Annotated in this window: 30 protein-coding genes; 18 read left to right on the plus strand and 12 right to left on the minus strand. The window is 56.5% G+C overall.

Translation table 11 applies throughout. The annotated features are described in order from the left end of the window. The first annotated feature begins 63 nt into the window (after positions 1–63). The 8 genes from WCX18_RS03000 (at position 64) to WCX18_RS03035 (ending at position 7,677) form a co-directional block, all read left to right on the plus strand. Positions 64–441: a prepilin-type N-terminal cleavage/methylation domain-containing protein gene (locus tag WCX18_RS03000; RefSeq protein ID WP_345989446.1), complete on the plus strand. Its 378-nt coding sequence runs from the start codon at positions 64–66 to the stop codon at positions 439–441. 95 nt (positions 442–536) lie between these two features. Further along, on the plus strand, positions 537–995 hold the full coding sequence (locus WCX18_RS03005; protein WP_345989447.1) for a hypothetical protein: 459 nt from the start codon (positions 537–539) through the stop codon (positions 993–995). Beyond that, positions 982–1,434, plus strand: coding sequence for a type II secretion system protein (locus WCX18_RS03010; protein ID WP_345989449.1), 453 nt, complete (start codon positions 982–984; stop codon positions 1,432–1,434). Before WCX18_RS03005 ends, WCX18_RS03010 begins: the two co-directional genes overlap by 14 nt. Before the next feature lie 11 nt (positions 1,435–1,445). Continuing rightward, positions 1,446–1,895: a prepilin-type N-terminal cleavage/methylation domain-containing protein gene (locus tag WCX18_RS03015; RefSeq protein WP_345989451.1), complete on the plus strand. Its 450-nt coding sequence runs from the start codon at positions 1,446–1,448 to the stop codon at positions 1,893–1,895. Positions 1,896–1,949: 54 nt separating this feature from the next. Beyond that, positions 1,950–3,788 (plus strand): primosomal protein N', encoded by a 1,839-nt coding sequence (locus WCX18_RS03020; RefSeq protein ID WP_345989453.1) that lies wholly within the window; start codon positions 1,950–1,952, stop codon positions 3,786–3,788. A gap of 48 nt (positions 3,789–3,836) precedes the next feature. Further along, entirely contained in the window at positions 3,837–4,898 is a 1,062-nt protein-coding gene (gene ispG, locus WCX18_RS03025) for a flavodoxin-dependent (E)-4-hydroxy-3-methylbut-2-enyl-diphosphate synthase (RefSeq protein WP_345989455.1), read from the plus strand. Then, positions 4,898–6,340 (plus strand): replicative DNA helicase, encoded by a 1,443-nt coding sequence (locus WCX18_RS03030; RefSeq protein WP_345989457.1) that lies wholly within the window; start codon positions 4,898–4,900, stop codon positions 6,338–6,340. Before ispG ends, WCX18_RS03030 begins: the two co-directional genes overlap by 1 nt. A gap of 71 nt (positions 6,341–6,411) precedes the next feature. Further along, entirely contained in the window at positions 6,412–7,677 is a 1,266-nt protein-coding gene (locus WCX18_RS03035; RefSeq protein ID WP_345989459.1) for a ComEC/Rec2 family competence protein, read from the plus strand. Here the strand turns inward: WCX18_RS03035 and WCX18_RS03040 are convergent. The 3 genes from WCX18_RS03040 to WCX18_RS03050 form a co-directional block, all read right to left on the minus strand. Beyond that, positions 7,582–8,463: a YihY family inner membrane protein gene (locus tag WCX18_RS03040; protein ID WP_345989460.1), complete on the minus strand. Its 882-nt coding sequence runs from the start codon at positions 8,461–8,463 to the stop codon at positions 7,582–7,584. The two genes, WCX18_RS03035 and WCX18_RS03040, sit on opposite strands and share 96 nt — an antisense overlap. A gap of 65 nt (positions 8,464–8,528) precedes the next feature. Next, positions 8,529–9,914 (minus strand): FAD-linked oxidase C-terminal domain-containing protein, encoded by a 1,386-nt coding sequence (locus WCX18_RS03045; RefSeq protein WP_345989462.1) that lies wholly within the window; start codon positions 9,912–9,914, stop codon positions 8,529–8,531. Then, on the minus strand, positions 9,911–10,720 hold the full coding sequence (locus WCX18_RS03050) for a plasminogen-binding N-terminal domain-containing protein (protein ID WP_345989464.1): 810 nt from the start codon (positions 10,718–10,720) through the stop codon (positions 9,911–9,913). Before WCX18_RS03050 ends, WCX18_RS03045 begins: the two co-directional genes overlap by 4 nt. A gap of 129 nt (positions 10,721–10,849) precedes the next feature. On the opposite strand from WCX18_RS03050, the gene WCX18_RS03055 reads away from it, so the two are divergent. Further along, positions 10,850–12,064 (plus strand): peptidoglycan DD-metalloendopeptidase family protein, encoded by a 1,215-nt coding sequence (locus tag WCX18_RS03055; protein WP_345989466.1) that lies wholly within the window; start codon positions 10,850–10,852, stop codon positions 12,062–12,064. Next, the gene (mgtE, locus tag WCX18_RS03060) at positions 12,048–13,394 is read left to right on the plus strand and encodes a magnesium transporter (protein WP_345989468.1); all 1,347 of its coding nucleotides are present in this window, start codon (positions 12,048–12,050) and stop codon (positions 13,392–13,394) included. The genes WCX18_RS03055 and mgtE overlap by 17 nt, the downstream gene beginning before the upstream one ends. Before the next feature lie 289 nt (positions 13,395–13,683). On the opposite strand, the gene WCX18_RS03065 is transcribed toward mgtE, so the two are convergent. Next, positions 13,684–15,705 (minus strand): TonB-dependent receptor, encoded by a 2,022-nt coding sequence (locus WCX18_RS03065; protein ID WP_345989470.1) that lies wholly within the window; start codon positions 15,703–15,705, stop codon positions 13,684–13,686. A gap of 107 nt (positions 15,706–15,812) precedes the next feature. Between WCX18_RS03065 and WCX18_RS03070 the strand changes: the two genes are divergently transcribed. Further along, entirely contained in the window at positions 15,813–15,962 is a 150-nt protein-coding gene (locus WCX18_RS03070) for a hypothetical protein (RefSeq protein WP_345986130.1), read from the plus strand. Here the strand turns inward: WCX18_RS03070 and WCX18_RS03075 are convergent. Then, positions 15,940–16,968: an agmatine deiminase family protein gene (locus WCX18_RS03075; protein WP_345989472.1), complete on the minus strand. Its 1,029-nt coding sequence runs from the start codon at positions 16,966–16,968 to the stop codon at positions 15,940–15,942. The two genes, WCX18_RS03070 and WCX18_RS03075, sit on opposite strands and share 23 nt — an antisense overlap. Positions 16,969–17,007: 39 nt before the next feature. On the opposite strand from WCX18_RS03075, the gene WCX18_RS03080 reads away from it, so the two are divergent. Continuing rightward, a complete protein-coding gene (locus WCX18_RS03080) occupies positions 17,008–18,027 on the plus strand; it encodes an alanine racemase (RefSeq protein WP_345989474.1) in 1,020 nt (339 codons plus the stop codon). Positions 18,028–18,043: 16 nt separating this feature from the next. Here WCX18_RS03080 and WCX18_RS03085 read toward each other — a convergent pair whose 3' ends face one another. From WCX18_RS03085 to ribA, 4 genes are read right to left on the minus strand one after another with little or no spacing between them, the layout of a single operon-like run. Beyond that, entirely contained in the window at positions 18,044–18,436 is a 393-nt protein-coding gene (locus tag WCX18_RS03085; protein ID WP_345989476.1) for a hypothetical protein, read from the minus strand. A gap of 1 nt (position 18,437) precedes the next feature. Beyond that, on the minus strand, positions 18,438–18,668 hold the full coding sequence (locus WCX18_RS03090; protein ID WP_345989478.1) for a PP0621 family protein: 231 nt from the start codon (positions 18,666–18,668) through the stop codon (positions 18,438–18,440). Continuing rightward, the gene (gene rsmG / locus WCX18_RS03095) at positions 18,659–19,252 is read right to left on the minus strand and encodes a 16S rRNA (guanine(527)-N(7))-methyltransferase RsmG (protein WP_345989479.1); all 594 of its coding nucleotides are present in this window, start codon (positions 19,250–19,252) and stop codon (positions 18,659–18,661) included. The genes WCX18_RS03090 and rsmG overlap by 10 nt, the downstream gene beginning before the upstream one ends. A 1-nt stretch (position 19,253) precedes the next feature. Next, positions 19,254–19,823 carry a GTP cyclohydrolase II gene (gene ribA, locus WCX18_RS03100; RefSeq protein ID WP_345989481.1) on the minus strand — a complete coding sequence of 190 codons (570 nt, stop codon included), beginning with the start codon at positions 19,821–19,823 and terminating at the stop codon, positions 19,254–19,256. Positions 19,824–19,885: 62 nt separating this feature from the next. Here ribA and hemB point away from each other — a divergent pair, with 62 nt between their 5' ends. From hemB to WCX18_RS03115, 3 genes are all read left to right on the plus strand, one after another. Next, on the plus strand, positions 19,886–20,851 hold the full coding sequence (gene hemB, locus WCX18_RS03105) for a porphobilinogen synthase (RefSeq protein WP_345989483.1): 966 nt from the start codon (positions 19,886–19,888) through the stop codon (positions 20,849–20,851). 69 nt (positions 20,852–20,920) lie between these two features. After that, positions 20,921–21,841, plus strand: coding sequence for an ornithine carbamoyltransferase (argF, locus tag WCX18_RS03110; protein WP_345989485.1), 921 nt, complete (start codon positions 20,921–20,923; stop codon positions 21,839–21,841). Positions 21,842–21,922: 81 nt separating this feature from the next. Beyond that, positions 21,923–23,125, plus strand: a complete 1,203-nt coding sequence (locus WCX18_RS03115; protein ID WP_345989486.1) for a multiheme c-type cytochrome — start codon at positions 21,923–21,925, stop codon at positions 23,123–23,125. A gap of 21 nt (positions 23,126–23,146) precedes the next feature. Here the strand turns inward: WCX18_RS03115 and WCX18_RS03120 are convergent, their stop codons facing one another. The 3 genes from WCX18_RS03120 to trpS form a co-directional block, all read right to left on the minus strand. Further along, on the minus strand, positions 23,147–23,356 hold the full coding sequence (locus tag WCX18_RS03120; protein WP_345989488.1) for a hypothetical protein: 210 nt from the start codon (positions 23,354–23,356) through the stop codon (positions 23,147–23,149). Between the two features lie 149 nt (positions 23,357–23,505). Continuing rightward, positions 23,506–23,715, minus strand: coding sequence for a hypothetical protein (locus tag WCX18_RS03125; RefSeq protein ID WP_345989490.1), 210 nt, complete (start codon positions 23,713–23,715; stop codon positions 23,506–23,508). Between the two features lie 98 nt (positions 23,716–23,813). Further along, positions 23,814–24,779 (minus strand): tryptophan--tRNA ligase, encoded by a 966-nt coding sequence (gene trpS / locus WCX18_RS03130; RefSeq protein ID WP_345989491.1) that lies wholly within the window; start codon positions 24,777–24,779, stop codon positions 23,814–23,816. 139 nt (positions 24,780–24,918) lie between these two features. On the opposite strand from trpS, the gene raiA reads away from it, so the two are divergent. The 3 genes from raiA to WCX18_RS03145 are packed head-to-tail and all read left to right on the plus strand — an operon-like array spanning position 24,919 to position 26,341. Further along, entirely contained in the window at positions 24,919–25,248 is a 330-nt protein-coding gene (gene raiA / locus WCX18_RS03135) for a ribosome-associated translation inhibitor RaiA (RefSeq protein WP_345986143.1), read from the plus strand. 5 nt (positions 25,249–25,253) lie between these two features. After that, positions 25,254–25,685: a thioredoxin TrxC gene (gene trxC / locus WCX18_RS03140; RefSeq protein ID WP_345989493.1), complete on the plus strand. Its 432-nt coding sequence runs from the start codon at positions 25,254–25,256 to the stop codon at positions 25,683–25,685. Positions 25,686–25,699: 14 nt separating this feature from the next. Then, positions 25,700–26,341 (plus strand): hypothetical protein, encoded by a 642-nt coding sequence (locus WCX18_RS03145; RefSeq protein ID WP_345989495.1) that lies wholly within the window; start codon positions 25,700–25,702, stop codon positions 26,339–26,341. The last annotated feature ends 4 nt before the right edge of the window (positions 26,342–26,345 follow it).

Raw genomic sequence — 26,345 nt, forward strand, 5'->3', positions numbered from 1 at the left:
TTCTATGCGAGAATATCTCTAGGTTGCAAGAGTAGCCAAATTTCACAAAACAAGGGGTCTCTTATGAAAAGAGCTGGTTTTACAATGATCGAATTGATCTTCGTTATCGTTATTCTTGGTATTTTGGCAGCGGTTGCCATTCCGAAACTGGCAGCGACTCGTGACGATGCTAAAACGTCAACAGAGCTGACAAACATTTCCACTGCGGTTAATGATATCGGTTCATACTACACTTCTCAGGGTACAATTGACTCATCTAGCTCTGCATCAATTGCAGCGGGTAAAGTCAAATGTTTCTCTATCGCTGCTAACGGTGCAACAGGTATCGTAGTTTCTTCTACAAACGATGCAACAACTTATTGTGCTGCTGCACATACTGCTGCAAACACACAGGGCCTGATCGGAACACACGTATTCGGTGGTAGTGGCGTTTCTTACTAATACAATCTGATAAATGCTCTTTTCAACGGCATGGGCCGTTGAAGGGGTTTTATAACAATATACCGGTATTGTTATTAGACTCAAAGGGAGTCTAAATGAACATAAAAAGAAATGCCTTTACGATGATAGAACTGATTTTTATCATCCTGATTCTGGGTGTTTTGGCTGCCATTGCGATTCCAAAGTTTGCTGCGACCAGAGATGATGCGAAAACATCTCGTATGGCTCACAATATTATGACCACCGCATTTGAAATTTCGACGTTTGTTGTCAGTAAGGCTAACGTAGAAGCTGATTTTACGGTCATGTCCAATACAGCCAAACTCATGAATAATCTCGGGACAGTAACGCTTAGCAATTACAAGGCGGATTACAATTTCGGGAACGTCTCCCCCTGTGTGACGCTTGAAGTTCAAAATCCCAATGCACAGATTGTCTATCTTTCAATTGCCGTTCATCCCGCGGGTGGGGATGATATGTGTACAGCCATGCAGGGGTTGATTGATGACGGCGTATTCCCAATCAAATTAAAGGGTAGTAGTGTCTCATATTAAAAAAAGAAGAGCTTTCACGCTTATTGAATTGGTTTTCATCATTGTGGTACTGGGGATCCTGGCCTCCATTGCCATTCCGAAATTTTCAGCTACACGGGATGACGCGCATATTTCAAGTGCCCGTGCAACGATCGGTGCAGTCCGGTCCGGTATCGTGTCGGTACGCCAAAAATATCTGCTCAGAGGCGTGAACAGTTATATCAACTCATTAAGCTGCGGAGGATCAGGGGTGCTCTTCGACGGGAACTGTACAGCAGGTACGGAAATTCTGATGTACCCGTTGACACCTTCGACAGCGAACGGACATTGGTCTCAGAGCGGAAGCGATTATGTTTTCCATATCATGGATAAGAGTTGTACGTTTGCATACAATTCAGGTACTGGTACATTTGCTCTGAAAGCCTCACAGCCTTCAGAATGTGACCCGCTCGATTTCTAAACGGTATCCACATGTTACGCAGTGCATTTACGATGATCGAACTTATTTTCGTCATCGTTATACTCGGGATCCTGGCAGCCGTTGCCATTCCCAAACTGGCAGCAACGCGGGATGATGCCGAAGTAAGTGCAATCATGACAAAGATTGGACAGGCTGTAGGCGAAATCTCCAATTATGCCGTTTCACAGGGAAAAGTTGAGACCGACTTTTCTGTGATGTCAAATGCTATTGATAATCTTGTGATGCGGGGTGAAGCGACACTGGGAAATAAGAGTGCCGCCATTAAGGGCGGCAGTGTGGCAAATTGTGTCTCAATTCAGGTGGTAACGAACGGTTTGGACGAAAGCATGCAGATTCTCTTCGGTGCACCCGGAGGGGATGATAAGTGTGCTGCAATTCAGAATAACCTTCCGCTCCAGAATGAGACGATTGCACTTGTTGGGAACCGCGTAAGCTATTGACGGGTCCCGGCACTATTCCTCGGCGCTATACAATGTACCCAATGGCAGGACCGATTGTTTTTTTATAGAGTTGCTCTCTTTTCTTCGATATTAGAACCCCTTACATACGCATCTGAAATCAGTATAAAAATCGGAACAGTTGTCAAAGTTCCCCTGCAGACAAAAACAGTTGCCGGTGTCGTCTGGGCTGAAGTGCATTCCCCCGAACATGATGTGAAAAATGTGATTGAATTCACGAACGAGACATTGATGCAAAAACAGCGAAAGTTCATTCAGTTCATCTCAGATTACTATTTTTGTAGTCTGGGAGAAGCTGCAGCGCTGTTTACGCCATTTGAAAAAGGGAGAGAAGCGGGGAAAATATCCACAGAACATACCGAGATTATGCTTTCGCCAAAACAATCAGAAGCATTTGTATTTCTGTCAAAATACCCGGTCGGTCTGCTTTTCGGTGATACAGGTTCCGGCAAGACAGAAATTTATATGAAGTATTTCGAGGAGAAGCTATCAAAGGGAAAACGATCACTCTTTTTAATGCCAGAAATATCCTTGACGCCGCAGATGCAGAAGCGGCTGGAGGCGCATTTTGGAGAGTCTGTGGTGATGTGGCATTCGAAGCTGACGAAGAAACAGAAAGAGAAGGCGCTGGAGAAAATCCGCAGCGGTGAAGCGGGCATCATCGCCGGACCGCGGTCGGCACTGTTCCTTCCTATTGACGATCTGGGTCTGATCGTTGTGGATGAAGAGCACGATGACAGTTACAAATCCTCTTCACGGCCGCGCTACCATGCACGGGATATGGCGATTTACTACGGCAAACTCCTTGATATCCCAGTGGTGCTCGGCAGTGCTACCCCTTCACTGAGCTCCTATGTCAAATTCCCCCACTACAGGCTCAAAGGCGGGCACTTCCAGAGCGAACGAAGATTCGAATTTGAAGCACATGCGGAGGGGGTCACACCAAAGATCGAATCGGCGATCGAGGCGGTCGTGGCCCAGAATGAACAGGCGATGCTTTTCATCCCGACCCGGGCGAATTTCAAATATCTTATCTGCAGCAGCTGCGGCTATACCTACGAGTGCCCTTTCTGCAGTGTGGGGATGAGCGTGCACCGTTACCGGCGCCAGGTGCGCTGCCACTACTGTGGGTATGCAGAGGCGATCCCCCAGCACTGCCCCGAATGCAAAACGGGCGACCTCGTCAGTTCACGTCTGGGTACGGCGGAAGCGGTCGAATATTTTCATGAACAGCGTCCGCAGTGGCGCGTGGCGCAGTTTGACCGGGATAAGATCACGACGCAGAAAAAGCTCAAGGAGCTGCTGCATGCCTTCAACGAACACGAAATCGATCTGCTCGTCGGTACACAGATGCTCTCAAAGGGGCATGATTACCATGCCGTGACGCTGGCGGTCGTCCTGGGTCTGGACAACCTGCTTAGCCTCAGTGATTACCGTGCGCGGGAACGCGCCCTATCACTGCTGCTGCAGATCGCAGGGCGCAGCGGCCGTAAAAAAGCGGCGCGCGTCATCGTCCAGACCTTCAATGCCGAGTTTTTTTCCGCCTACGTCGACGGGTATGAGCGGTTCCTGGATGAGGAGAAGCTTTTCCGCGAAGGGATGTACCCACCCTATAAGAAACTCTGCCGTGTGCTCTTTGCCCACAAAAAAAGCGAAACGGCCGAAGCCGCGATGCGGCAGATGGAAACGGGACTCAGAGCATTTAAGAGTGTTGAGATCGTCGGTGCGGACAAAGCGCCGATCGAAAAGATCGCGGGGAAGTACCGCTACCAGATTCTGCTTCGTGCGGACAAAAGTACGGACCTTATCCGCGCGCTGAAAGCATCTAAGGTACCGCTGGCCGAAATCGACATGGACCCCATCGAGTTCGGGTAATATCGTTTCAAAAGCTCAAACTAACGCCCATCTGGCTAAAATCCCTCTATGATTAAGCGCTATCCCACCAAACAGATCTATGTCGGAAACGTCCCCGTCGGCGGGGATGCGCCCATCTCTGTCCAGTCGATGACCTACAGCCGTACCCGCGATGTTGAAGCGACGGTCGAGCAGATCAATCGCCTCCACTTCGCGGGATGTGACATCGTACGTGTCGCCGTCCCGGATATGGAAGATGCCCTGGCGCTCAAAGCGATCAAGGAGCGGATCTCGCTGCCCCTTGTCGCCGATATCCACTTCAACTACAAACTGGCCCTCGTTGCGGCCGAAGTTGTCGACTGCATCCGCATCAACCCGGGCAATATCGGTGAGCAGAGCCGCGTGAAAGATGTCGTCAAGGCCTGCCAGGAGCGCAACATCCCGATCCGCATCGGTGTAAATGCCGGTAGCCTGGAGAAGCAGTTTGACACAAAATACGGCCAGACGGCGGAGGGAATGGTCGCCTCGGCAGAGTACAACATCAAATTCCTCGAGGACCTCGGTTTTACGGACATCAAGGTCTCTCTCAAAGCTAGCGACGTACAGCGCACTGTTGATGCTTACCGGATGCTGCGCCCGAAGAATAACTATCCCTTCCACCTGGGCGTTACCGAAGCGGGGACGAAGTTCCATGCGACAGTGAAGAGCGCCATCGGTCTTGGTGCCCTGCTGCTCGACGGGATCGGTGACACGATGCGGGTCTCCATCACCGGCGAGCTCGAAGAGGAGATCAACGTCGGCCGTGCGATCCTCAAGGACTCCGGTGCGGCGGGCGAAGGGCTCAATATCATCTCCTGTCCGACCTGCGGCCGGATCGAGGCGGACCTAGTGAGCGCGGTGGACGAGATCGAGCGTAGGACCAAGCACATCAAGGCACCGCTCAATGTCTCCGTCATGGGCTGTGTCGTCAACGCCATCGGCGAAGCGCAGCACGCCGACGTCGCGATCGCCTACGGCAAGGGAAGTGGCCTGGTGATGGTCAAGGGCGAAGTCGTCGCACGTTTGGAGGAGAAGGATCTTGTGGATAAGTTCGTCGATGAAGTCGAGAAGATGGCGGAGGGGAATGAATAATGGAAGAGAAACTCTATAACCTCGCATTTGAAAAAGCCGTTCTCAGTTCCATCATCTTCGAGCCTTCCCAGTTCGAGGAGCTCGAAGCGATCCTGAAGCCGGATGATTTCTACCTGCCGGCCCACAAGGATATCTACGGCGCTATTGTCTCTCTCACCCGACGTGACGAGCCGATTGACGAGGAGTTTATCCGCAAAGAGCTCAGCGCGAAGAAGAAGTTCGACGAGAACGTGATGCTCGAGATCCTCTCGGCCAACCCGATCTCGAATACGGCGGCCTATGTCAGGGAGCTGAAGGACAAATCGCTCAAACGCCACCTGCTGACCCTGACGACGGAGATAAAGAAGGTTGCGCTCGAAGAGGAGTGGCCCAGCAGCGACGTCGTCGACATGGTCGAGAAAAAGCTCTACGAGATCACCCAGGATTCGCAGACGAGCGACTTCAAAGATGCCGAGTCGGTGACGATCGATACGATGCGCTACATCGAAGAGATGAAGGCGCGCGGTAATTCCGTACTGGTCGGTGTCGATACGGGCTTTGCCGAACTCAACAAGATGACGACGGGTTTCGGCAAGGGGGACCTCGTCATCGTTGCGGCGCGCCCGGCAATGGGGAAGACCTCCTTTGCACTTAACATGGTGCAGAACCTGCTGCGAAAAGGGAAGGGCGTCGCTTTCTTCTCCCTAGAGATGCCGGCGGAGCAGCTGATGCTGCGTCTCCTCTCCGTCGATACCTCCGTCCCGCTGCAGAAACTGCGCGTCGGCGATATGAACGACGAGGAGTGGACCCGGCTGGGGCAGGCGGTCGAGCGGATGCAGTCGAGCAAGCTCTTCGTTGACGACCAGGGGTCGGTCAACATCAACCAGCTCCGCTCCCGCCTGCGCAAGCTTAAGGGGCAGCACCCCGAGATCGAGATGGCCGTCATCGACTACCTGCAGATCATGAGCGGTACGGGCACGCGGGACCGCCACCTTGAAGTCAGCGAGATGTCCCGGGGGCTGAAGATGCTTGCGCGTGAGCTGGAGATGCCGATCGTCGCACTCTCCCAGCTCAACCGCGGCCTGGAGTCGCGCAACGACAAGCGCCCGATGCTCAGCGATATCCGCGAATCCGGTTCCATCGAGCAGGATGCCGACATCATCCTCTTCGTCTACCGCGACGACGTTTACCTCTACAAGGAGGAGAAAGAGCGTGAAAAGGCGGCGAAGGCGGAGGGCAAGGAGTTTACACCCACCTACGTCGAGAAGGAGGAGGAAGAGGCCGAGATCATCATCGGCAAGCAGCGTAACGGCCCGACCGGGCACGTCAAGCTGCTCTTCCAGAAGCGGCTGACGCGCTTTATCGACATGCCGACCTACAACGCGACGGAGATCGTGTATGAGAATGTCGATACGTCGAGCGCCCAGATGGACGTCGGCACTGTTTCGATGCCGACGATCTGATCCACTGAAACCACCCCTTTCCCTTCAAAAAGATTTGATAGAATAACTATAAACCAAAATAGTTATTCTATATGAAACTTGAACCGCCGCATCTGCTGGCTTCTAGACAGGAAGTCCTAGTGTTTCTTGGCCTCGTATTCCTTCTTTTTATTATTTCCCTATGGGGAGAGTACCACTCGTACCGGAAACTGACCCGTTATGACGATGCGGTAATTTCGGCAACCGTTGAGCAGCAGTATGAAAAACGCAAGCAGGGGAGTGCTTACCAGGTCCTGAAACTGCGCAGCGAGGCGGGCGCCCCCTTTTTTATCACGGTACCGACGGCCCTGCGGAACCTGCAGGGGTACGAGGTCCGTGTCTGGCTCAAAACGGACCGGTTGGATTTTTGGCACTATCTGGGCGGTTTTTTCGCCTACGGGGCCATCGACGCGGTAATGCCGCAGCGGCAGTGGAAGTTCCGGGCGGGGGAGTGGATTGCGGATCAGCACACCGAGCCACGGAGCGGTGCACTCTTCGCCGCCCTCTTTACGGCGACGCCGCTGCCGCCGGATCTGCGCAAAGCGCTGGCGCGTCTGGGGATCAGCCACTTGCTGGCGATCAGCGGTTTCCATCTGGGGCTGCTCAGCATCTTCCTGTTTGCGCTGCTGCGTTTGCCCTACCGCTATCTTCAGACGCACCTGTTCCCCTGGCGTAATGCCCGCCGGGACCTCTTTTATGCCGCTGCCGCCGTACTCTGGGGGTATGCCCTGTTTTTGCATTATCCCCCGTCGGTACTGCGTGCATTCGCGATGATGCTCGTCGGGTTTATCCTCTATGACCGCGGCCTCCGGCTTCTCTCCTTTCAGACCCTCGGCATCGCGGTTGTTCTGTTGATTGCTTTCTGGCCGCGCCTGCTCTTTTCCGCCGGCTTCTGGCTCTCGGTCGCAGGTGTCTTCTATATTTTCCTTTTTCTGCAGCGTTTCGCCGACCGGGGACGGCTTTTCACTTTTGTGGGCATTCATTTGTGGGTCTATGCGATGATGCTGCCGATTGCGCTGGCTCTTTTCGGGACTTTTTCGATACTGCACCCGCTCTCCGTGCTTTGGACGATGGTGTTCATTCTCTTTTATCCGCTTGGGCTGCTGCTGCACGCTGTCGGAGCGGGGGGTATCCTCGACACCCTTGTCGTCTGGATACTGGAGCTTCCGGCGACGCCGGTCCGCATAGAGGTCGGAAGGTGGTTTTTGGCTGCCTGGGCAGGGCTAAGCCTGCTTGCGCTTCCATTCAAGACGGTCAAAATGCTCCTGCCCTTTCTGGCCGCGGCGGTATTTGTAGGCGCGGTCTATCAGGTAGCATAGTTTGAGACCGTAGACGAAGATGATCCACGAGGTGTAGATCCAGATGAAGGTGAAGAGGACGATCGAGAAGGAGCCGTAGACGGTCGAATAGGTCTTGTTGTAGAAGATGTAGTAGACGAAGCCGTTCTTGGCCAGCGTCCAGACGGCGGCGATGATAAAGGAGGTGATAAAGACGGCCTTGGTGTCGACATTGGTGTTGGGCGAGATCTTGTAGATGATGAAGAAGAGCATCCAGATGATAAAGTAGGGGAAGATACTCACCAGGTTGAACCATGCCGTCGCCCCGTATTCTCCGAGCACGGCAGCGGCCCGGGTCGAGAGGTAGATGGAGAGGCCGAAGGCGATCGGGCTGAGCGTCACCAGGGTCCAGTAGGTCGTAATGGACTGCCAGATGGTACGGCGCTTGGTATGGAAGATCTTGTTGACGATGTACTCGTAGTTTTCGAAAAAGAGCATGGAGGCAACGACGATCATCAGGGAACCGACGACGCTGAGCTTGACGGCGTTGCTGAGAAACTCGTCGATATACTGGGAGATCTGTTCGGACTGCACGGGCAGAAGGTTCTCGATGAGAAAGGTCTTCAGATCCGCGTAATACTCCTGGAAGCTCGGCATGGTGACCGCGATGGAGAGGATGATCATCAGCAGCGGGATGACGGTGAAGATCGTATAGAAACTGAGGCTCGAAGCATAGTAGGTCAGCTCCGAGTCAAGGAGCTGGTTCCAATAGTAGCGGGCGTGCCGCTTAAAGCGTTTCCAGGAGTAGCGGTGGATGTTCTCTTGCATACGAAGATTGTAGCACAAAGCGCTTTACGGAAGCGGTGCACGGGGGGTGCACCGAGAGAGGCGGTTTAGTCGAGTCCCATCTTGTTCGGGTTGAGGATGTTATTGGGGTCGAAGGCTTTTTTGATCGCTTTGAAGAGATTCATCTCTTCGTCGGTGAAGGCCATGCCCATGTAGGGGGCTTTCGCCAGGCCAATGCCGTGCTCGCCGCTCAGCGTCCCGCCCATGTCGATGGTGGCCTGGAAGACCTCCTCGATCGCCTTGTAAGCGATTTTGACCTGTTCGGGGTCCTTGCCGTCGACCATGACGTTGGTGTGGACGTTCCCGTCGCCCGTATGGCCGAAGCAGGGGATGTTGATGTTGTACTTGTCGGCGATGGCGTAGAACTTCTCAAGCAGTCCCGGCAGGGCGGAACGGGGGACGGTAACGTCCTCGTTGAGCTTTTTGCTGCCGTAGACGGCGAGTGATTGGCTGGCGTTGCGGCGTGCGAACCAGAGGTCGGCCGCTTCGGCCTTGTCTTTGGCGATGACGAAGTCCGAACAGCCGTTCTCGCGGAAAACCTTCTCGATCTGGGCGAGCTGGAAATCCAGGTCGGGTTCGAGGTTGCCGTCGACGTCGGTGACGAGGATGGCGCCGGCATCGACGGGGAGGCCTTTCTTGAATGTCTGCTCGACCGCGCGGATGGTGAGGTTGTCGAGGAACTCCATCGCGACCGGGGTGACCCCAGAGGCCATCGTTTTGTAGACCGCTTCCATCGCTTCGGTGACGGAGGGGAAAACCCCCATCGCCGTCTTCGTCATTTTCGGTTTGGCGATCAGCTTGAGGGTGACCTCCGTCGTGACGGCGAGGGTCCCCTCGGAGGCGATCAGAATCCCCGCGATGTTGTAGCCCGCGACGTCCTTGATGGTGCGTTTGCCCGCCTTGATGACGTCTCCGTTGGGGAGTACGGCACGGATCGCCATGACGTAGTCCTTGGTGATGCCGTATTTGGCCGCGCGCATCCCGCCGGCGTTCTCGGAGACGTTGCCGCCGATGGTGGAGTAGTCCTGGCTGGCCGGGTCCGGCGGGTAGAAGAGCCCGACCGCTTCGACGGCGCGCTGCAGGTCCATGTTGATCACCCCCGGCTGTACGACGGCGACCATGTTCTGCATGTCGATCTCGAGGATCTTGTTCATGTGCTTTTCGAACGCAAGGACGATCCCGCCGTGGCTCGGGAGCGCTCCGCCGGTAAAGCCGCTGCCCGCACCGCGCGGCACGATGACGATGCTGTGCTCGTTGCAGTAGCGGAGGATATCGCTGACGTCCTGCTCATGGCGCGGGAAAAGGACGGCGTCGGGTTCGAACCGTTCGCGGGTCGCATCGTAGGAGTAGGCGAGGAGGTGCGCTTTGTCGCTGTAGATATTGTCGTCGCCGACGACGGCGGCAAAATGCTGCAGGTGCTTGGGATCGATCATGGCTGGCCCTTCAGGTCAAATTCGTCTAATAATTGCTTATCGGCGCTTGGATGCGACTGAATAAAGTCGTATAGTTTGCGCGAGTGCGGGTTGTTTTCAACGAGCAGTTCAAGGTAGTAGGGTTCATAGGCGTCAAGCCTGCTGCTGCCGCTGCCGAACCAGTTGGCGTCGATCTCTTCGACCCGGGTGTAAAAGGGGAGCTGCGGTGCTTCGTATGCCAGTCCGGCCGTCGTGAGCTGCAGCAGGCTCAGGCTCTGGCAGTCTACGGTAAAGAGGCTGTCGTCGAGGTAGAGAAAGAGCAGTCCGGTCGTCGCAACGGTACAGAAGCCGGAGAAGTCCTCTTTGAGCGGCGTCGGGTGCCCGCGGTAGGAGAGGTAGGTCGCCAGGGTGTCGGGGTGCATCCAGTCTACGCTCCCCAGCTGCTCCGTCAGTTTCAGGTAGATGGTGCGCGTCGGCGCGATCAGGATGCCGCGGGTATAGGCAAAGGCAAGGATGACCTCGTCCCCCGCCTTGGGCTGCCACTCGCCTAGGGGCAGGGAGTTCTGCTGCAGGCCGCTGTATTCGGAAAAGGCGACGGTCAGCACTCCTGCCGTCTCGTCATACGCTTCGGCAACGGCATTGGCGATGATCGCGCTGTGCTCCGGCGTGAAGTGGCGGACGACAAAACCGCTGACGCCGGGTTCGACACGGGCCGTTTTGATCGTTCCCGTCTCGGTCTCTGCCGAAACAGCATCGAGGCTAAGGTGCAGTTCGCCGGCATGGAGAACGCCAAAAAATAACGGAAGAAAAAAGAACAGTCTGATCACTGAATACCTTGCATGCTAAATGGGAAAAAATTATAGCCTAGCCTTGATAAATGGGCTCTTTATACCCTTTAGAGCTGGGCTTTAGCACGAATCTGCTACCCTTTCACATCCGTTGGATGGAGGTGAGATTTGGTTCGGTTCTTATGGCTGCTCTTGGCGCCCCTGATGCTGTTGGCGTCGTCGGTGGAGACGTACAAATGGAGCGAAGGCGAAACGTACCTGATGTTCCTGGAGCGCCTGCATCTGCCGCAGGCGCTCTATTACGATATCGACAGCGACGATCAGAAGCTGACGGAAGAACTCCGCAGCGGCATCCCCTATCAGGTGATGCATGACCGAAACGGCACCATTGAACAGGTGCTCATCCCCGTCTCCGACGAACTGCAGCTGCATCTCTACCGCAAAGACGGGAGCTTTGCGTTTGAAGCGATCCCGCTGATCGCATCGACCAAACAGGAGTCGATCACACTCGCCATCCAGAACTCTCCCTATTACGACATCCTGAAAGCGACCGGTTCCCGCTCCCTGGCACATGCCTTCGTCGCGGGGTTCAAAAACTCCCTCAACTTCCGCCGCGATCTGCGCAAGGGGGACAAGCTGGTGATGGTTTATACGCAGAAGTACCGTCTTGGAAGCCCTTTCGGCATGCCCGAGCTGCTGGTGGGGATGATCGAGATGCGGGGGAAACGGCATTCGGTCTACCTCAACAGCGACGAACGCTACTATGATGATAAAGGGCGCCAGGTCGAAGGCTTCCTGCTTTCGCGTCCGGTCCGCAGCGGCCGGGTCAGTTCCGGGTTTACGCTGCGCCGCTTCCACCCGATCCTCAAACGCTACCGTGCCCACCTCGGGGTGGATTACGCCGCGCCGCGCGGGACACCGGTTGTAGCCGCCGGCAGCGGAACCGTCATTTTCGCGGGACGAACGCGCGGGTACGGCAATCTCATCAAAGTCCGGCACGGGGACGGGTATGTGACGCTGTATGCCCACCTGAAGGCCTTCAAACGTGGTATCCGCAGCGGCAAAGCGATCAAGCAGGGGCAGGTGATCGGTTACGTAGGAAGCACGGGGCTCTCGACGGGCCCGCACCTGCACTTCGGGCTTTACAAGAATGGCCGGGCGATCAACCCGGCCCGGGTGGTCCAGGTGACGACAAAACAGCTCGGCGGCAAAGCACTTCAAGCCTTCAAGGGTGAAATGGCACGCCTCGATGCCATGGTCGCCGATGTGATGGTGCACCCGCCGGAGGCAGTCAAGGTCGAGACGATCGACAACGCCTGCTACATCGATCCGGAAAGCTGCCGCCCGCTGAAGAAGGGGGAGAACAATGAAACACATCAGTGAGATCAAACACGCGTTCGACCAGTTTCTGCTGGGTAAAACGGAACACCTTCCCCACGCCAGCGAGATTTCGTACCTGCTTAAAAACATCCACCAGGAGAGCCCGGAAGATTTCCGCGGGATGCTGGGCCGGATCCCCCAGGATGTCCGGGGGGAGGTTCTGCTCGAACTGCCCGAAAAACTCAAAGAGGATGCGATCGAGCACTACTCCAGCGATGAGCTGGCCGAGGCGGTCGAAGGACTGGACTCGGATGATGCGGCAGAACTGATCGAGGACATCGTCGACATTGACGAAAACAAGTCCGAAGCCGTATACGAGCAGCTCGATGAGGAAGACCGTGAAGATATCGATAAGATCCGCAGCTACGAGGATGACCAGGCCGGGGCGTGGATGCAGACGGAGCTCTTCGAGGCGACGCTCGACGAGACGGTCCGCATCGCCATCGCCCGGCTCAAACACCTCAAAGAGGAGGGGGAGCTGGAAAATGTCCACCAGCTCTACATCGTCAACGACGAACACCGGCTGGTGGCGACCGTCGCCCTGGAAGATATGATCCTGATGGATTTTGAACAGACCTTCCGTGCGCAGCTGACGACGAAAGCGTTCCGTTCAGTCAAGGCGACCGATGACATTGACGAGGTCGCGACGATCTTCGAACAGTACGACGTTGCGGTACTGCCGGTCGTCGACCATGAAAGCCGGCTGGTGGGGCGGATCACCTCGGACGACATCTACGACGTCATCGAAGAGCGCGCCACCGAGCAGATCTATAACCTCGCGGGGGTCAACGACGAGGTCGAACAGGAAGAGGGCATCAAAGGGGTTTTCAAAAACCGCGCCAGCTGGCTCTTCGTCAACCTGCTCACGGCCATTCTTGCCTCGGCGGTCATCGGTTTGTTCGATGCGACGATCGCGGCCTATGTCCCGCTGGCGATCCTGATGCCCATTGTCGCGTCAATGGGGGGCAATGCGGGCACCCAGACCCTGACGGTCATGGTACGCCAGATGGCGCTGGGGGATATCGAGTTCGGCAACGCCAAGTCGGCGCTCTACAAGGAGATCGCCGTCGCGCTACTTAACGGGCTTCTTTTTGCCCTGATCATGGGGCTGATCGCCTGGGCGTGGTTCCAGCTGCCGCTGCTGGGGATCGTCATCGGGATGGCGATGATCATCAACCTCTTTATCGCCGGTTTCTTCGGCGCTTCCATCCCCCTGCTGCTCAAACGCCTCAACATCGACCCGGCGGTCGGCTCGACCGTGCTGCTGACGACGGCGACGGACGTCTTCGGCTTCTTCAGCTTCCTTGGACTGGCCAAGGTTATTCTGCTCTGATTATTCCTTTTTTCCTATCTGTAGAACGAATGTTTTTGTTCCCCTTCTTCTTTGCTTGTGCAAAGCAGAAGCCGAACCGGGAAGAAGAAAGCACAAAGGGCTGACGCCTTCGGCAACATCCAACCAATAATTATCCGCTCGATACGCTAATGACCATTTCGGATATGACCTTTCAACCAAAGTAAGACACGCTGTTTTTCAGGGAAAAGTTAAAGATACAAGGTGCGGTTTGCTTGTGTACGCTCGAGGGAAATGGGCCCGCCGCAGAGGCGGACACAGCGTCAGTGTTTTAGAATTTATAGGAGACGTTGGCGTAGTAGTAGCGGCCCGGTTCGTTCAGGAGCATAACGTCTCCGTAGGGATCAAGGCTGAGAAGCGTCAGGTCTTTGTAGGTGTTGGAAACGGCATAGGTCGCATCAAAAACGTTGTCCACGCCGAGAATCAGCCCGAAGTTGCGGTTGATGCGGTGATCGACCTTGAGGTTCATGACCGCCCAGGCGCCGATGGCCTGTTCGCCGTTCTCCGCATCGTAACGGTCCCACTGGTGCGCGGCCACGCCTTCGATGGTGGCCAGGCTGTCGTCACGATAGTTCCAGTTGAGCGCCAGGTGGCCTTTGAGCGGCGGAATGTCGGCAAGGTTGGTGCCGTTCTGGTCTCTGAGCGCACTGTCTTTTTTGCCGTACTGGTATGCCGCACCGAAGTCGACGTAGACAGAATCGCTTGCATACCATGTCCCGGCCATTTCGGCACCCCAGATCGTGGCATCGACATTCTCGAAATTGTTCTGGGTGATCGTCGGCGTCGCGTTGAAATAGATGTAGTTTTTCAGGCGGCTGTAGAAGAGGCGCGTCTTCAGGTTGAAATTGCTGTAGGTGTTCTTCATCCCGAGGTCGGCCTCGTAGTTCGTCGTCTGGTCGAGATCGGGTGTCCCGATGATCATACCGCTTTTCTGGAAGTACAGCTCGCGGGCATCCGGAACGCGTGAAGCCATACCAATGCCGCCGAAGAAGCCGAGGGTCTCCTTCACGCCGTAGTCGGCAAAGAGGTTGAGGCCGACGGAGGTGTAGTCGTTGTCCTGCAGTGCGGGGTTGCCGGAAGTAATGGCCGTATCGTCATAGCGCAGTCCCAGTTTGTAGGCGGCGTTGTTATAGCGTTTTTCCAGTTCGGCGAAGAAGGCGATGTTGCGGGTGTCGGCATCGTTGATACTGGGGCCCATATAGGTGCCGTTCATGTCATAAGCGCCGTCCCAGTTGCGGAGGCTGCCGTCGAGTCCGAAGGTGATATCCATCGTGTCGGAAACGGCCGTCGTGTTTTTGAGCGTCGCTCCCTGAATCGTGGAGGTGAGGTGGTTGGTCATCGTCCCCATCATCATGGAGGATTTACGCCACTCGGTCCACATCGGGTGGTCGACGTAGGAGTAGTAGTAGGTCGCACTCAGCTCCTTGGACCAGCCTGCCAGCTCCGTGGCAACGTACTGGACGTTGTAGAGGTCCGAGTTGTCGTAGCGGGCGTCCATCCCGGAGTTGGGGTAGAGGACACCGTCGCTGCGGTTGCCCGTATAGCCGAGGCGGAGCTCCTGGTTTTCGGCCAGATTGACAAAGAGTTTCGCCATGACAGAGCGTTTCGCGTAGGCACTGCGGTCGCGTTCGGAGGGCAGGTAGGCGTTCGGGGCCTTGGCTGTACCCGCGGCGACGGCATTGTCGATCTGATCGGCGAAGGTGTTGCCGCTGCCGTCCTCGTACTGGCCGCTCCACTCGCCCGAGACACCGATCAGCGCGCGGACCGTATCGTTCCCGCCGGTGAGGGTACCGGCGACTTTCGAGTAGCCGAAGCTGCCGATGCCCGCGTTGAAGTTGCCGTGGATCCCTTTTTCCGGCTGGACGGTGTCGACGGTCACGAGGCCGCTGAGGGTGCCGGCGTGTTCGACGTCATACGGCCCTTCGACTACGCTGATCGAGGAGATGTTGTTCGTGATGACGTGAGAGGTCGGCGGGTCCATGCGGTTGGGGCAGGCGCCGTAGATCTTGCCGCCGTCGACGATGACGTTGATGTTGTCGCGCTTCTGGCCGCGGAGGATGATGTCGTTGGCGATACCGCTGCGGCGCACGAGGGTGATGCTCGGTACCTGTTTGGCCAGTGCCTCGGCGGTGTCGGCGGATTTGATCTCTTCGGTGTTGACGTCGCTGAGCGATGAGCTTTCGACGACGATGCTGCCGAGCGTCGTTACGCCGTTGTCTGTTGCGTTGTTTTCCGCAGCGTCATTCGCAAGCAGTGCGGCCGCTGCGAGGGAAACCAATAGCGTTTTCTTCATTTTTATCCTTCATTCCATTGCATTCAAAACCACAAATACTAGGGAAAAAGTGTTAAGGGGGTGTTAAATTGCCGCGGCGGATCGGAGGGTGCGTTACAATGGCGCTCATGAATGCAAAAACGAAACAGATCATCAAAATAATCCTGCTGCTCGCAGGGTCGGGTTTCTTCCTTTTTCAGGGCTTCTCGCTGCTCTTTACGGAGCAGGAGGTGACGCCGGAGAAGGTCGAAGCGGTTATTGGGGGCAGCGCAGAGTAACGCAGTCTGGGAACTGCATCGTCACGCAGTGCAGCGAACCGTGCTGGCGGATCAGGATGCTGCAGTCGATGCCGATGATCTCCCGGCCGGGGAAGAGCGTTTTGAAGACGGCCAGCGCCTCGTCGTCATGGGGGTCGTTGTAGACCGGCACGAGGACGGCGCCGTTGATGATGAGGAAGTTGGCGTAGGTCGCCGGCAGCCGCTCGCCGTCATAATGGATCGCCTCGGTCATCGGCAGCGGGACGAGGGTGAAGGGCTCGCCGCGGTCGTTACGGAGCTCTTGGAGTTCGCGTTCCATTTTTTGCAGGGCGTGGTAGTGCTCGTCGGCGGCATCCGTGCACTGGACGTAACAGATGGTATTGGCGTCGCAGAAGCGGGCGAGGGTGTCGATGTGGCTGTCGGTGTCGTCCCCGGCGAGGTAGCCGGAAGTGAGCCAGAGGGTCCGTTCGACCCCCAGGGTCTCGGAAAGAACGGCCTCGATCTCCGCGCGGCTTGTTAACGCGCTGTTGCGGTTGGGGTTCAGAAGGCACTCTTCGGTGACGAGCAGCAGCCCCTCCCCGTTGCTTTCGATCCCGCCCCCTTCGAGAATAAAACGGTGTGAAGCGACCGGCGCGCCGTAATGCTGCGCGATTGCCATGGTCATCGCGCTGTCTTTGGCCGCTTCGAACTTCCCGCCCCAGCCGGTGAAAACAAAGTCCTGGATGAGACACCCCTCTGTCGTCTCGACGGTAATGCCGCTGCAGTCCCGGGCCCAGGTGTCATTGGTGTCACACTGAACGAAACGCAGGTTCGCCCCCGGGGCGACGTAGCGCTGCACCCGGGCGATGTCGTCACAGACGATCAGGCAGGGCTGGAAACGGGCGACGCCTTCGGCGATACGGGCAAAGGTTTGGCATGCTTCGTCGAGGTAGGGCGCCCAGTCGCTGTCGGCGTGGGGAAAGATCAGCTGGACAAAGGATTGGGGTTCAAACTCCGCAGGGAGACGTTTTACGTGATAGGTTTGCATCTTCTCTTCAACATTCAATTTATGACATTATAATGTCGTATGGCTTTTATCACCCTAGACCGCAAAGCGTTCCACCACAACCTTAACATGATCTCGAAACAGCTCCAGAGCCGTGAGAAAATCGCACTCGTCCTCAAGGACAACGCCTACGGACACGGCCTGAAACAGGTCGCGCAGATCGCAAGCAAATACGGGATCGGCCGGGCCGTCGTCCGCACGATCGAAGAGGCGGAACTGGTCCGGAACAAGTTCAACTATATTCTTGTCCTCGCGGATATGCCGGCGGTGCTGATGCCCGCCTACTGCTTTACCGTCAACGCGATGGAGCAGATCAAGAGTTTTCCCCCCGGAAGCCGTGTCGAGCTCAAGGTCGATACGGGGATGCACCGCAACGGTGTCCCGCCGCACCTGCTGCACCACGCCTTTGAAAAGATCAGCAAGAACGGATTGAAACTCGAAGGGGTCTTTACCCACCACCGTAGCGCGGATGAGATGGGGAGCGAATATTTCTGGCAGCGCCACACCTTTGAAAGCGTCAGACGCGAAGCGCTGATGCTGGCCAAACGCTACGGTTTTCCGAAGCCCCGCTTCCACTCCGCGAACTCCGCCGCGACCTTTAGAAGCCATGAAGGGCACGACGACATGGTGCGTGTCGGTATCGCGGCGTACGGCTGCCTGGAAATGCCAGAAGGCCTGCCGCAGCCGGACCTGCTTCCCATCCTCTCGCTCTGGGGTGAAAAGATCTCCCAGCGGCGCCTAAACCAGGGCGAACGTGTCGGATACGGCGGCTGCTTCGGCGCCGACCGCCAGATGCAGATCAGCAATTACGATGTCGGGTATGCCGACGGGCTGCTGCGCACGGCATCGAACCGCTACACCGCGCCGGGCGGTGAGATGCTGCTTGGGCGCATTTCCATGGATAACTGCAGTTTTGCCGGCGAGGCGGAGCAGCTGCTCATCTTCGACGATGCCCGCAGCTACGCGGCCGCGGCGGGGACAATTTCGTATGAAGTCCTGGTCGGGCTGAACCCCCGCCTGCCGCGCAAGATCATCGAATAGCGCGAAGCCTGACTGTCTAAGCGGTGACTTTGATGACCGCTTCGGCGAACACGACCCCGTCAATTCCTTCATAGGCCATCGCTTCCATCTGCTCCTCATCCTCGATATAGGTCAGGATTTTGGCATCGAAAAGGTAGGTTTCCGCGACCTTCTGTACCGAACGCGCCAGGGCCGGGTCGACCAGGATGAAGCGTGCCCCCGCGTTTTCGGCGAAGAGGGCGTCTTTGAGCGAGGCGGCTTCAAGGGCGAAAGGGATGCCGTTCGCACCGCAGTAGGCGACGAGGTCGAGGTTCGCCGCGCCCCAGGCGAAAAGCACGGTGCTGCCTGCCGGCGTCGATGCGATCGCTTCCGGGCCGTCGATGTGGTAGAAGGATTCCGATGCCAGATGCGGGTGGCCGAAGATCAGCATCTCAGGCGCCTTCCATACAGCTTTTCGAACAGTAGTATTTCCCCTCTTTGATAAAGGCTTCCTTGACGCTGACGAAGACCCCGCACGCCTCGCAGGGCACCATCGTGTCGTCGTCGCTCTTTTTCGAGGCGGTGTCGGCGTTCGGCTGTTTTGCTACGGGGGTGCTTTTTTTGAAGAAAATGAAGTAGACGGCGGCGATGACGCCGAGGACGAGAAGGATTTTCAAGAGCATGCGGTCTCCTTGGGGGGATTGATGAGAAGGTAGTGCCGCTCATCGGTTTCGATGATACGGTAGGGCAGCTCCTCCGGAACTTCGTTGTAGACGTTTTCGCCTTTGTAAAAGAGGAGCATCGTCTCCGCATCCCGGTAGGGGGCGCTGAGGTTCAGCAGCATCCCGGTATCGGTGACGGCCCGGGAGGTGATGAGGTCGAAACGCTGAGGCTCAAGCGCCTCGACGCGGCAGTTCTCCACGGTGACATTTTCCAGTTTCAGCGTCGCCTTGACGAACTGCAGGAACCCGGCCCGCTTCTGCAGCGGTTCGACGAGCGTCCAGTGCGTCTGCGGCTGTGCCATTGCGAGGATCAGCCCGGGGAACCCGGCTCCCGTACCGATATCCATCGCCGTCGCCACCGGCGGCAGAAAGGTGATGGGGTAGAGGGCATCATAGAGGTAGTATTCGATCGTCGCGGCGTCTTTGTAGCCGCTGAGGTTGTGGATCTTGTTCCACTGCAGCAGAAGGTCGCGGTAGCGCTCCAGGTGGGAGACCAGATCGGAGGGGACATCGGGCAGGGTGGCGATCTTCTGGGCGAATGTCATGTTAAATGAGGTGCCCCATCTGCTCTTTTTTGACCTGCAGATAGTTCTCGTTGTGCTCGTTGGGGTCGATGACGATGGGCAGACGCTCGACGATCTCAACCCCCTCAAGCGCATTGATCTTCTGCGGGTTGTTGGTCAGCAGACGGATCTTCGTAATGCCGTAGTGGGCCAGGATGAACTGGACCATCTCGTACGTGCGTTCGTCGGCCGCAAAGCCCAGCTGGTGGTTGGCGGCGACGGTGTCGAACCCTTTGTCCTGCAGCGCATAGGCGTTGATCTTGTTGAGCAGGCCGATGTTGCGGCCCTCCTGGCGCAGGTAGATGACGATGCCGCCCTCTTTTTCGATCATGTTGAGGGCGAAGGCCAGCTGGTCGCCGCAGTCGCATTTGAGACTGCCCAGGGCATCCCCGGTGAGGCACTCGGAGTGGACCCGTACGATCGGGGTGTCGCCGAAGGGCTCCCGCAGGATCGCCAGGTGCTCTTTGTAGCCCTGCTTGAAGGCCTGGACTTTGAACTTCCCGAAACGCGACGGAAGGTTGGCAACATCAGAAATTTTTATATTTTGAAGCAAAAACAGTTCTTTAACGATGGAATTGTTACAATGCGATTATAGCAAAATTGTCAAGGGTTAACATGTTCCAACGTTTCCGCCGTAACCGGCTCAACTCTCACCTGCGTGCTCTGGTGCGCGAATACCACGTCCGTGCGGACGATTTCATCTATCCTCTTTTCGTGCGTTCGGGCGAAGGCATCAAGAGCGAAGTGGCGTCGATGCCCGGCGTCTACCAGATGAGTATCGACGAAGCGATCCGGGAGTGTGAGACGCTCAAGGCGCTGGGGATCTACTCCATTATCCTTTTCGGGATCCCCGACGTCAAGGACTCCGTCGGCTCCGATGCCCTGGATGAGAACGGTATCATCGCCACGGCCGTCAAGGCGATCAAGCGGGCCCACCCCGAGATGTTCGTCGTCACCGACCTCTGTTTCTGCGAGTACACCGACCACGGCCACTGCGGGATCATCGACCACGTGCACGAAACCGTCGACAACGATGCGACGCTCGCCATCTCCGGCCAGCAGGCGATCGTCCATGCCCAGGCGGGCGCGGACATGATCGCCCCTTCGGGCATGATGGACGGGATCATCGAGACCCTGCGCACGGCACTCGACGGCAGCGGCTTTGAGAACCTGCCGGTCATGAGTTACTCGACGAAGTTCGCCAGCGGCTACTACGGCCCGTTCCGCGACGTCGCCGAATCGACGCCGTCGTTCGGGGACCGTGCCACCTACCAGATGGACCCGGCCAACCGCCGCGAGGCGATCGCCGAGAGCATCGCCGACGAGATGCAGGGGGCGGACATCCTGATGGTCAAACCCGCACTCGCCTACCTTGACATTATCCGCGATATCCGCGAAGCGACCTCCCTGCCGCTGGCGGTCTACAACGTCAGCGGCGAATACGCCATGCTCAAGCATGCCGGCAAGGCCGGACTGATCGATTACGAGCGGGTCATGATGGAGACGATGCTGGGCTTCAAACGCGCCGGTGCGGACATCATCATCAGCTACCACGCCAAAGAGGTGGCGGGGCTGCTGTAAGCTTTTTCACACTTTACGCTATAATGGGCGCTTTCATTCCGGGGAGACCCGTTACGCCGTGAGCAGACAATGCGACACTTTTTAACCCTCAGAGATTACACGAAAGAGGAGATCCTCTCCATCATCGACCTCGGACTGCAGATCAAGTCCGAGTGCAAACGCCGCGAGCACAAGCCCTATCTGGACAAGCAGACGCTGGCGATGATCTTCGAGAAGAGTTCGACACGGACCCGCGTCAGTTTTGAGACGGGGATCTACCAGCTCGGCGGACAGGGGCTCTTCCTCTCCAACCGCGACATTCACCTGGGCAGAGGGGAGCCGGTCAAAGATACGGCCCGCGTTATCTCCTCCATGTGCGACATGGTGATGATCCGCACCTTCGAACAGAGCATGCTCGAAGAGTTCGCCTCCTACTCCAAAGTCCCCGTCATCAACGGCCTTACCGACAGCTACCACCCGGTGCAGCTGCTGGCGGATTATATGACGATGATCGAACACGGTCAGGCAGAGAACCCTGTTGTCGCCTATGTCGGCGACGGCAACAACATGACCCACTCCTGGCTGATGCTCGCCGCCAAGCTCGGGTTTGAACTGCGGGTCGCGACGCCAAAGGGGTACGAAGTCGACGTGGCGATCCTGGCGGATGCCATGGAGATGGCCGTGCAGAGCGGTGCCGTCATCAAGGTCGGAAACGATCCGGAAGAGGCGATCGCCGGTGCAACGGTCGTCACGACGGACACCTGGGCCTCCATGGGGCAGGAAGACGAGAAAGAACAGCGCATACGTGACTTCGCCGGTTACATCGTCGACGAAGCGAAGATGGCGCTTGCCGGGCAAGATGCGATCTTCCTGCACTGCCTGCCCGCCTACCGAGGACAGGAAGTGAGTGCAGAGGTCCTCGAAGGGCCGCATAGCGTTATCTTTGACGAGGCGGAAAACCGCCTGCATGCGCAAAAAGGATTGATGGTCTGGCTCGATCGGGCACGTTAAAATCTGTTTAATTGACTTTGGTGCTCCTTCACCCTATAATAGTTTTAATCATAATTAAACTGTTAAAAAGGGACCAAGGTCATGAAACGTTTTGCCGCGACTCTCCTGACGTTTGCCGCTATCGGCGCCTCACTGTATGCTACGGAGGCTGCCCCCGAACTCAACTCTCAGTACCACGATTCGAGCAAGTGTAAAGCCTGCCACGCCACCATTGTCAATGAATGGGCCGGTTCCTATCACGCCAAATCACATTACAAACATGACGAGTACCTTCGCCAGTCGATGGAGTACTATGCCCGCAAAACGCGCAAACCGATCAACGCCGTGAAGGTGGAGTGCGCCGCCTGCCATAACCCCCGCGTTGCCGTGACGAAAACGGATATCAACTACCAGATCGACGTTCTGATGGGACTGGATGAAGGGAGCGAGGTCAATGCCGCGGTCAGCGACAGTACACTCTCCGAAGGGGTAAACTGCCTCGTCTGCCACAATGTCGACAGCATCAAACACGACCTTCCCGCGGACAAGCGCGGGGTACACCGGATACAGTGGAACCCGGTCGGCATCATGAGCGGTCCGATCGAGGACGCGAAGTCCCCGTACCATAAGACGCAGTACCGCGACTTTTTCGGCAAAGACCCCAAGCAGCTCTGTTTTGTCTGCCACGCCAATGACCGTTCAGCGGAGAACTTCGTCTTTGCCAATACGCAACAAGAGTATAAGGATACGCAGAAGCAATGTGCCGACTGCCACATGAGCCCGAAGAAAGAGGGGTTTGCATCGAACCTCCCGATCGACGACGGCAAGCCGAAGAAGCGGATGGTCCGTGAGCACGGTTTTGTCGGTGCGCATACGAACTGGCTCTGGCAGGACGCCCTGGGGATTGAAGCGAAAAAGAGCGGGGACAGCTTTATCGTGACGCTTACCAACGAGAACCCGCATAATATCCCGACGGGATTCGGTGCAAGGGAGCTGATTCTTGACGTCATCTACCGCAGCGGCTCGAAAGTGATCGAGACCAAGAGTATTTCGATGACCCAGCACTACACGGACAAACGCGGCAAGCCGACGATCCCGCACCTGGCCACATCCGCGACCGAGGACATGTCCGTTCCGGCACGCGGCACCAAGACATTCAAAGTCCCGATGGTCGAAGGAACGGGGCAGGTGACATTCGAACTCCATTACCGCCTGGTGAATGATGAGATCAGGTCACTGCTGGAACTTAAACAGCCTCAGTGGAGCGAGAAGAAGTTTATCAACCGTACTACTATCAGGCTCTAAGGCGGGGTTTCAGAACCCCGGTTAGCGGTTGATCAGTTTGATCATCACTTCGTCATCCGCCGTTTCGGCGGGGCGGAAAAAGTGTTTCCCGCAGAACTCTTCGTTGATCGTTCTGCACAATCCTTTGGCGTAGAGCATCGCGGCATCTTTGGTGTCAAACGACATTTCCGAATCAATATTTCTCGCATCTTTGAAGCATCCGCACTCTTTTTCCAGCTTTACCGTAACCATTGTTCTTTCCTTATCGTGGTGTTTTACAGAGATAAAACTTCGGGTGCATAGGCTATTCTACCGCGTTGATAAAGAGGCGGAATTCAGGCGATGTGATTTGGGAAATAGGGTGGCCGTAGAGGGATGATGAATGGAGAGTGATGAACGGCTCAGCCGTTCATCGCAAGGTTGATTGTCATTTCGTTGTCCGCCGTTTCGGTGACGCGGAAAACGTGTTTCTGGCAGAAGGTCTCGTTCATGTCGCTGCAGAGCTCCTGGGCATACAGGAGGGCATCGTCTTTGCTCTCGAAGGTTTTGACCGCTTCATAGTCCGAACGTTTGAAGCAGCCGCACTCTTTTTCCATTTTAACTGTGATCATTTCTCTATCCTCAATGAAATTCAGGAGCAGCATTCTACAGAGGATGGTTTAAGCGGGCGTAAAAAATTGGAGTCAGGTCGCCCGGGGTGGGCGCGGTGTCAGTATGCGGCGCCGGTGACGCTGCGGACCTTCTCCGTGATCGCGCGGGCGGCTTCGCTGGCCTTGGCCGCACCGGCTTTGAGAATGTCGCGGACTTCGTCCTGGTGCGCTTCGTAGTAGGCGCGTTTTTCGCGGTAGGGGCGGAAGTGTTCCCAGATCACCTCGGCCAGGTAGAGCTTGAAGTGGCCGTGCCCTTCGCCGCCGCGCTCGTAGCGCTCCTGCAGGGCGAGGCACTCATCCTCGTCGAGGAAGAGCTTGGTGATGTTGTAGACGTTGCATCCACGCCACTCTTTGGGCTCTTCCATCGGGACGGCTTCGGTGACGATCTTTTTGATCGTCTTGAGCTGCGCCTTCTCGTCACCGAAGATATTGATCGTGTTGCCGTAGCTTTTGCTCATCTTCTGGCCGTCGATGCCCGGGACTGTCGCGACATTCTCGTCGACGCGGAATTCGGGGAGTTTCAGGATGTCGCCGTAGGCGTTGTTGAAGCGGATGGCGATATCACGGGCGATCTCGACGTGCTGGATCTGGTCCTTGCCGACGGGGACGACATCGACGTCGTAGAGCAGGATGTCCGCGGCCATCAGCACCGGGTAGGCGAAGAGGCTGTGGTTGGCGGAAATGCCTTTGGCGACCTTGTCTTTGTAGCTGTGGGCACGCTCGAGCAGTCCCATCGGGGTGAAGGAGGAGAGAAACCAGTAAAGCTCGAGGACCTCTTTGACGTCGCTTTGGACCCAGAAGGTCGATTTTTCCGGGTCGATGCCCAGGGCGAGAAAATCGGTGGCGGCCTGCATCGTCAGTTCAGAGAGGCGTGCACCGTCCTGGACCGTCGTCATAGCGTGATAGTTGGCGATAAAGGCAAAAACCTCGTTCTCCGCCTGCGAATCGACCATGGCTTTGATCGAGCCGAAATAGTTGCCGATATGCAGGTCACCGGAGGGTTGGATGCCCGTAAAAACTCTCATTGTTTCTCCTCTTTTAGTCGCGGCATTATAGCGTAAGAGGTTGAAAAGGGGCGCAGCGCCCCTCCGGCGGCAGATTCGTTGATATCAATTTAGATATCTTCTGTTATACTTTTTTTATCCCAAAAAAAAAGGATTTTCGATGAATACTCCTATTCGCACAAAAGATATTACTCTGACGGACAACACCCGCGACCATGTTCAAAAAGCCAAAGAACAGTTTATGAAATTCGGACTCGATATTACGACGATCAATGTGCTTCTGAGCAAAGTGAAAAACGGCGTTGAAGCGGAATTTGACATTCATATTGCCCACAACACGCCTGTCGTCATTACCCAGCAGGACGACGATCTCGATGCAGCGATCGATATGGCCGTTGAGCGTGCGAACAAAGCGCTCCGCCGTCTGCACGACAAACTCAAATCCCACCGCGGCCCAGGCCTGAAAGACCTCGAGGTCCAGGAGGCCTAAGGGTCATGGAAAAGCGCAAAGTGGTCTGCCCCCACTGCGGGCAGGTCAATGCCGTCCCGGTCAAAGAGACCTACGCCAAGGCCAACTGCGGCCACTGCAGATACTCCCTCCTCGACACGAAACCCATCGCCCTCGATCCAACCGCCTTCGACAACCAGATCGCCAACAGCGACATCCCGGTCATCGTCGATTTCTGGGCACCGTGGTGCGGCCCCTGCCGCATGATGGCCCCGGCGTTCGAGGAAGCGGCTTCCTCCTTCGCGCTGAAAGTCCGTTTCGCCAAGGTCAATACGGAAGAGCAGCAGGCGCTGGCGTCGCGCTTTCATATCCAGTCCATTCCGACACTGATCGTCTTCAAAGGGGGGTGGGAAGTCGACCGCGTTTCCGGCGCCCTCAGCGCCGAGCAGCTCCGGCAGTGGGTCGGACGTTTTCTCTGATATAATGCTGCCCCATGAAACGGGGCATGACATTGAAATTACTTCTTCTACTTCTTTTTACCTTGACACTGGCAGCGGCAGACAATAATGCGACAGCCGATGAGCGTGAATGGTCGGTACGCGTCGGATACGGATTTTCCGATCAGAGCGACCTGGGGGAGATTATCTCCCTGATGGGCGACCAGCACCCGGCGGGGACCTCGGCCGGCGGTGTCGAACTGGGCTACCGTTTTTCGCAGGATACCTGGGGCCTTCCCCTTGATTTCTACCTCAAAGGGGGCGTGAACCGCTTCTTCGAGAACGGCCATCAGCCTGATTTTATGGAAATGACCTTCTATATCAAGGCCTACTGGAACTTCCGGCCGTGGGAACGGACGATCCGTCTGGGCTTCGGCGAAGGGGCTTCCTACGCCTGGGGCATCCCCTATGTCGAGAAGCTTGAGGCCCAGGCCGAAGGCGATCACAACTCCCGCTTTCTCAACTACCTCGACATCTCGCTCGATTTCGACCTGGGGCGCATGGTCGGCTACCGGCCGCTTTACGATACCTATGCCGGGTATGCCCTCAAGCATCGGTCGGGCATCTACGGCGCAATCAACGGCGTCCGCCGCGGCGGATCGAACTACAACCTTTGGTATGTCGAACACAACTTTTAGGAGT

The sequence above is a fragment of the Sulfurimonas sp. HSL1-2 genome (genome assembly GCF_039645565.1).
Classification (GTDB): Bacteria; Campylobacterota; Campylobacteria; order Campylobacterales; family Sulfurimonadaceae; genus Thiomicrolovo; species Thiomicrolovo zhangzhouensis.